Origin of the sequence: Nonomuraea sp. NPDC049784 (genome assembly GCF_040659615.1) — a bacterium.
In the GTDB taxonomy this organism is placed as follows: Bacteria; Actinomycetota; Actinomycetes; order Streptosporangiales; family Streptosporangiaceae; genus Nonomuraea.
Genome location: NZ_JBFAMX010000555.1, coordinates 1 through 6,810, shown reverse-complemented (window position 1 = coordinate 6,810; position 6,810 = coordinate 1). Strand labels below are relative to the sequence as shown.

The following is a 6,810-nucleotide window of genomic DNA, read 5'->3' as shown; positions in this document are numbered from 1 at the left end:
CGGCGCGCTCGGCCCGGAGGAGCGCGACCTGGCGGCCGAGGTGTTCCTGCGGCTGGTCGCGGTGAACGCCGACGGCCAGGAGACGCTGCGCCGGGCAGCACCCGAGGAGCTGTTCGGCGGCCGCCCGGAACAGGAGGCGGCGGCGGTACGGCGCATCCTGGAGGCCTTCTCGTACGTGGTCGCCATCAAGGACGACTCGGTCGCCCTGTCACGCCCAGGTCTGCTGCGGGCCTGGCCGCGCCTGCGCATGTGGGTGAACGCCGACCGCGCCGGGCTGGCCGCGCTCAGTGAGATCAACGCGGCGGCGCGGCACTGGGACGAGCACGGCCGGCGCGACGGCGACGTGCTGCAGGGCAGCCGTCTGGAGGAGGCGCTGAGCTGGGCGGCGACCGGCCGCAGGCACCTGACGCTGACCCCGTTCGAACGCGACTTCCTGCGCGCGGGCACCGAGCTGACCAAGAGGCGCGGCAGGCGCAGGAAACTGATCACCACGGCGCTGGCGGGGCTGCTGGTGGTGGCGCTGGCGGCGGGCGGGGTGGCCGTGTGGCAGCGGCAGCAGGCCACCGAGCGGCTCGACATCCTGACCGCCAAGCAGGTCGCGGCCGAGGCCGACCGCCTGCGCACGGCGGATCCGAGCCTCGCCATGCTGCTCAGCGTGGCCGCCTACCGGGTGTCGCCGCAGCCGGAGGCCCGCTCCAGCCTGATGGGCTCCCTCCAGCAGCGGGAGACGGCCGTGTTCCGCGATCCGCCGGTCAAGGGCGTGGGCCGGCGGGTGCTGAGCCGCGACGGGCGCACACTGGTCAGCGTCAGCGAGGGCGGTGTCAACGTGTACGACGTGCGCACCCACAGGCGGACGATGGGCTGGCCCAAGATGACCTTGAAGGGGACCTCCATACAGAGCCCTTCGCTGAGCCGGAGCGGACGCCTGCTCGCCCAGACCACCTCGGACGAGCTCGGCGTATGGGACCTGAAGACCGGTAAGACGCTCGTGAGGATGCCTCTGCCGGGTGCCGGGGACGGCGGCTTCAGCGTCGTGTTCGGCGAGCACGAGACGACGCTCGCGGTCACCCTGTCCGACGAGGTCCCCTACCTCGTCGACGTGACCACCGGCAAGCGGTTCGGCCGGGCGGTCTATGAGAACCGGACGTGGTCGCAGACCCCTGCGCCGCTCGTGGACCCGACCGGCAGGCACCTCCTGCTACCCGGCCACCGCTTCGACCAGCTGGCCCTGCCCGGCTGGACCGCCGAACGGCCCTTCCCCGCCTGCGTCAAGTACCACGTGCTGGCCGCCTACAGCCAGGACGGCAAGACCCTGGCCTGCGTCGACGTCGCCGGCGACATCGTCCTCATGGACGCCGTCACCGGGCGCGAGCGCAAGCTGGAAGAAACGCTGAACTGCGAAATCTGCAAGGAGTTCGCAAAGCTCCGGTTCAGCACCGACGGCCGCTACATCGCCGGCTTCTACGGCCGCGACCTGGAGGTCATGCAGATCAGCGACCAGAGGGACATCTTGCGCTACCGCGCCGAGGGTGATCTCGCCGACGTCCGCTTCGACCCCGACGGCAGGACATTGCGCTATCTCGTTGACGACGCCGTCATCAGCGTGGACCTCGAGCCCCGCGCCCCGGCTGTCTCCCTGCCCGACCCTCCGGAGCTCAGCCGCGACGGCCGCTGGGCGGTGGCGAGGAAGGACAGCTCCGCCCTCGGCGTGTTCGACCTCCGCACGCACAAGGAGGTGCGCCGCATACCCCTCGACGAGGAAGACGACCTCAGCGAGACCTTCGACGACTCCGGCACCAAGCTCGCCACTGTGGGCAACGACACGGTCGCGCTATGGGACCTCGGGACTGGGAAGAAGCTATGGTCGCGGCGGGCGAGCCAGGGCAACTACACCCCTGTCTTCGCCAACTTCAGCCTCGACGGGCGCCGGCTCGCCATGACCCTCTACTACGGGCAGAACGCGGGGCTCAAAGAGCTGGTGCTGGACACCGCCGACGGCCACGTGGTGGCCCTGTACAAGACCCGGCTGAGCGACGGACCCTTCATCCCGGGACGGCAGGTGTTCGCCTCGCTCGACGGCAGGCTCGTCGACATGATGACCGGCAAGCCCGTCGGCGCCGGGTTCGGCGACACCAACGCGCTGGCCATCAGCCGCGACGGACTCATGGCCGTCCATGAGTCCGCCAGCCACAGGGTCCGCCTGTGGGACGTCAAGGACCCGGCTCTTCCGACCGCTCTGCCTCCGGCCCTGCCCCGCGCTGCCGGCGACATCGCCGCCATGGAATTCTCGCCGGACGGCAAGACGCTCGCCACGGTCACCGACCAGGGCGTACTCGAGTTCTGGGACGTCCAGGCCAGGCGCAAGCTCGGCACCTCGTACGCGGCGGGGGATTTCGACCCTTCGTCGCTGGCCTTCAGCGCCGACGGGAGCGTCCTGTACGTCGGCATGCAGGAAGGCATGAAGGGTGGCAGCGTGCGCGAGGTGCCCGTCGGTGACGCGCTCGTGGCCGGGAAGGTGTGCGCGCGGGCCGGGCGCACGCTCACCCCCACCGAGTGGAGCCAGTACCTCGGGGACGTGCCCTTCCGGAAGGTGTGCGCATAGCGCGGATTGCTCGCGTCGTGCGAAAGCGCGGCGGCCGCCTCCTGGCCGACCTGCCCCGGCTGCGCGACCTGGCGCGCGACTCGGCCGCCCATGTCGCCGCCCCCAGCTGAGCCCGTGCACCCGGGCATCACAGGTCAGCGGGAAACTCGCTTGCCGCACATCCGGGCCCGGGTTAGGGTCGCCGATCATATCTCGTGACGGAGGAGTTGCTTTAGATGCGTGTCGATGACGTTCGTTACCGGTCCATCTCTGTAAACCAGTCATCACACGTAAGGACTCCTTCCCTTGGATCTGCCACGTAGCTTCACCATCCGGGAGAGCAGCCACCGGATTCTCAACCCGTTCACCCCGGAAAAGCTCGCCACTCTGGGCGCCGCGATCAAGCTGCGCAAAGGCGCTTCCGTGCGCGATCTGTGCTGCGGCAAGGGCGAGATGCTCGCCACCTGGGCCCGCGACCACGACATCGCCGGCACCGGCGTGGACATCAGCACGGTCTTCCTGGCCGCCGCGCGCGAGCGCGCCGCCGAGCTCGGTGTCGCCGACCAGGTGACGTTCGTGCACGGTGACGCCGCCGTCCATGTGGCGGCCGAGCGTGTCGATGTGGCGGCGTGCATCGGGGCGACCTGGATCGGGCAGGGTGTCGCCGGGACAGTAGCGCTGCTGGAGCGCAGTCTGCGGCCGGGCGGCGTGATGCTGATCGGTGAGCCGTTCTGGCGTGCCGAGCCGCCCAGTCAGGAAGCCGTCGAAGCCTGCCACGCCCGGTCTCGTGAGGACCACGAGACGTTGCCCGGGCTCATCTCGCTCTTCGACGGTCTGGGCTACGACGTCGTCGAGATGGTCCTGGCCGACGAGGACAGCTGGGACCGTTACCGCGCCGCCCAGTGGCTGAACATCCGGACCTGGCTGGATGCCAACCCCGACGACGAGCTCGCCCCCGAGATGCGGGCCGAGCTGTCGGCCGACCCGTTGCGCTACACCAGGTTCGAGCGGTCGTTGCTCGGCTGGGGCGTGTTCGCGCTCATGAAGCGCTGACGCTCCCGTTCTGGCCCCGGCCCCGGTTCGCGTCAACCGGGGCCGGGGTGCCGGCCGCCGGGCGTGCGCGGTGGAGGCAGGTGAGTACGTTCAGGGCGGCGACGGCCGTCATGCAGCCCAGCGCCCACCGGTAGCCGATGACCAGGTCGGCGATGGCGGTGGGCGCGGCCTGCGAGAGGGTTCCGGCGAAGACGGAGTCGTGCAGGGCGGCGGGCAGCGGGACGGTGATGACCGACAGGACCATGGCGGTGCCCACCACCCCGCCGGTGTTCTGGAGCATCAGGCGCATGGCGTTGACGATGCCCAGCCGGTTGGAGGGGACGCCGTCGAGCAGGACGGTGGTGTTGGAGGGCAGGAACAGGCCCGAGCCCAGGCCGATCAGCACCAGGAAAGCGGCCGTCGGCGCGTAGGGCACGGTCGCGGAGATCGTGCAGAGCAGCCCGGCCAGGCCGGTGAGGGTCAGCGAGGTGCCGATCACGGCGACGGTTCGCGGGCTGAGCCGGCGCTGCAGGAACCCCGAGGTCACCGACGCGGCCATCGCCGCGACGGACAGCGGGAGCACCTTCAGCGCCGCCGGCACCGGGGCCTCGCCGCGTACGGCCTGGAAGAACAGCGACACCAGGAACAGCACCGAGATGCGGGCCGCCGCGTTCAGGAACGACGCCGTCGTGCCGAGGGCGAACGGCGGGTCGCGGAACAGGCGGATGTCGACCACCGGGTGGCGCGTCCTGCCCTCGCGCAGGATGAACAGGGGGAGCGCCAGCACGAAGGCGGCCACGCCGCCGGCGACCAGCGGATGGCCCCAGCCGAGCCGGGTCACCTCCGACAGCGCCAGCAGCAGCCCGCCGAGACCGGCCAGGACGAGCACGTTGCCGGGCAGGTCGAGGCCGCGTTCACCGCCGGCGGGCCGGGCACGGGGCAGCACGAGCGCCCCCCAGACCAGGCAGAGCAGGCCGATCGGCACGTTGTACCAGAACACCCAGCGCCAGCCGAGGTGCTCGGTGAAGAAGCCGCCGACCGTGGGGCCGACGAGCTGGGCGATGGAGAACGAGGCGGTGTAGACGCCCATGCCCTCGCCCAGCCTGTCGCGGGGGAAGGCGTCGGTGACCAGCGCGGCGCTGTTGGTGAGCAGCATGGCGGTGCCCCCGGCCTGCAGGACGCGCAGCGCGACGATGAGCCACGCGTCCGGCGCGAGACCGGCCAGCAGGCTGGCGAGGGTGTAGGTGGCCAGGCCGGTGAGGTACATCGTCCGGCGGCCGAACATGTCGGCGAGCCGGCCGAACACCACCATGAGCACGGTCGTGGTCAGCTGGAAGGCGATGAGGATCCAGCTCGCGGCGTCGGCGCCGGCGTGGGTCTGCCGTACGACCTGGGGGAGCGCGACGTTGAGCGCGCTGCCGCCGAGGGCGGTGAGCACGCTGGCCAGGCTCACCACCGACAGGATGCGCCAGGGGCGCCGCCGGTCTTGACAGTGGGGTCCGTTAGATTCGAAGCTAATTCCAGAACTTGATTCTAACACTGTCACATAATCCCAGGAGCTACCCCTGTGTCCGCAAGAGGAAAGCCGGTGCCTGTGCCGACACCGGAGACGCAACCGCACTTCGACGCCGCCGCCAGAGGAGAGCTGAAGATCCAGCGCTGCCTCGACTGCGGCAGGCCGTTCTTCTATCCGCGCCCGTGCTGCCCGTTCTGCGCCTCGGACGCGCTCGAATGGATCACTGCCTCCGGCCGCGCCACGCTGTACTCGTACACGATCAACCACCGTCCGGCGCCCGGCTTCGAGCAGGACGCGCCGTACGCGATCGCGGTGGTTCAGCTGGCCGAGGGCCCGCGCATGATGGCCAACATCGTCGGCATCGACAACACCCCGGACAACCTGGTGCTGGACATGGACCTGCAGGTCACCTTCGAACAGCGCGGTGACATGACCATTCCGCAGTTCATGCCGGCAAGGACGGAGGCGGGCTGATGGCGCGAGGCGACGTGGTGATCGTCGGGGCGGCGGAGACCGATGAGGTGGGCGTGCTGCCCGGGCACTCCACGCTGCGGCTGCATGTCGAGGGTGCCCGCAACGCCGTGGCCGACGCGGGCCTGCGCATGGCGGACATCGACGGCATCGCGAGCGTGTCCGCGCCGGGCCCGATCCAGGTGGCGCACGCGCTGGGCGTCAGGCCCCGGTGGATCGACGGCACCGGGGTGGGCGGCACCTCGTTCCTGCTGCACGTGCGCCACGCGGTGGCGGCGATCCAGGCCGGCCACGCGACCACGGTGCTGGTCACGCACGGAGAGTCGGGCAGGTCCCGGGTCGGCGCGGCTCGCCCGGCCCTGCCGGCGTCCAGCCCGAACGCCCAGTTCGAGGCGCCGTACGGGGTGCTCGGCCCGCCGACGATGTTCACGATCCCGCTGCTGCGCTACATGAAGGAGTTCGGGCTGACGGCCGAGCAGCTGGCGTACGTCCCGGTGGCGCAGCGCAAGTGGGCGGCGCGTAACCCGCGGGCCCGCTACCGCGAGCCGATCACCGTCGAGGACGTGCTCGACTCGCGGATGATCTCCTATCCGCTGCACCTGCTGGAATGCTGCCTGGTCACCGACGGCGGCGGCGCGCTGGTGATCACCTCGGCCGAGCGCGCCCGCGACCTGCTGCAGCCCCCGGTGCACATTCTGGGCACGGGGGAGACCTTCGAGTCGCCGCTGATCTCCCAGATGGAGGACTTCACCACGTCGGCGGCGTTCCGGCGCTCCAGCGCCGAGGCGTTCGCGGAGGCCGGTATCACGCACGGTGACGTCGACCATCTGATGATCTACGACGCGTTCGCGCACGTGCCGATCTACGGGCTGGAGGACATGGGTTTCGTCGGCCGCGGCGAGGCGGGGGCGTTCATCGCCGAGGGCAACACCGAGCCCGGCGGAAGGCTGCCGCTGAACACCAACGGCGGCGGGCTGTCCTACACCCACACCGGCATGTACGGCATGTTCCTCATCCAGGAGTCGGTCCGGCAGCTGCGCGGGCAGGCCGCCGCGCAGGTGCCGGGGGTCGAGATCAGCGTGGCGCTGGGCAACGGCGGCATGTTCACTGCCTCCGGCACGCTCGTGCTCGGCAACCGCACGCCGTGACCGCTTAACCCCTGACGCTGCTCCCGCCGTCCGGGGCTGAGGTCCCGGCGCGGGGGCGGCCC

General features: G+C 70.8%; 5 protein-coding genes. 4 read left to right on the top strand and 1 reads right to left on the bottom strand.

The window, feature by feature from the left end:
• Positions 1-2,602: WD40 repeat domain-containing protein (locus AB0J09_RS51615; protein ID WP_360709037.1), on the top strand; the 2,602-nt coding region annotated here is incomplete at its 5' end.
• 285 nt (positions 2,603-2,887) lie between these two features.
• Complete coding sequence (locus AB0J09_RS51610) at positions 2,888-3,634, top strand: class I SAM-dependent methyltransferase (RefSeq protein WP_360709035.1); 747 nt, start codon at positions 2,888-2,890, stop codon at positions 3,632-3,634.
• Here the strand turns inward: AB0J09_RS51610 and AB0J09_RS51605 are convergent.
• Positions 3,621-5,066, bottom strand: coding sequence for an MFS transporter (locus AB0J09_RS51605; protein ID WP_360709032.1), 1,446 nt, complete (start codon positions 5,064-5,066; stop codon positions 3,621-3,623). The genes AB0J09_RS51610 and AB0J09_RS51605 overlap by 14 nt on opposite strands.
• A 135-nt stretch (positions 5,067-5,201) precedes the next feature.
• On the opposite strand from AB0J09_RS51605, the gene AB0J09_RS51600 reads away from it, so the two are divergent.
• Together AB0J09_RS51600 and AB0J09_RS51595 are read left to right on the top strand one after the other, a co-directional pair.
• Complete coding sequence (locus AB0J09_RS51600; protein WP_360709029.1) at positions 5,202-5,603, top strand: Zn-ribbon domain-containing OB-fold protein; 402 nt, start codon at positions 5,202-5,204, stop codon at positions 5,601-5,603.
• Positions 5,603-6,748 carry a thiolase gene (locus AB0J09_RS51595; RefSeq protein WP_360709026.1) on the top strand — a complete coding sequence of 382 codons (1,146 nt, stop codon included), beginning with the start codon at positions 5,603-5,605 and terminating at the stop codon, positions 6,746-6,748. Before AB0J09_RS51600 ends, AB0J09_RS51595 begins: the two co-directional genes overlap by 1 nt.
• Positions 6,749-6,810: the final 62 nt, after the last annotated feature.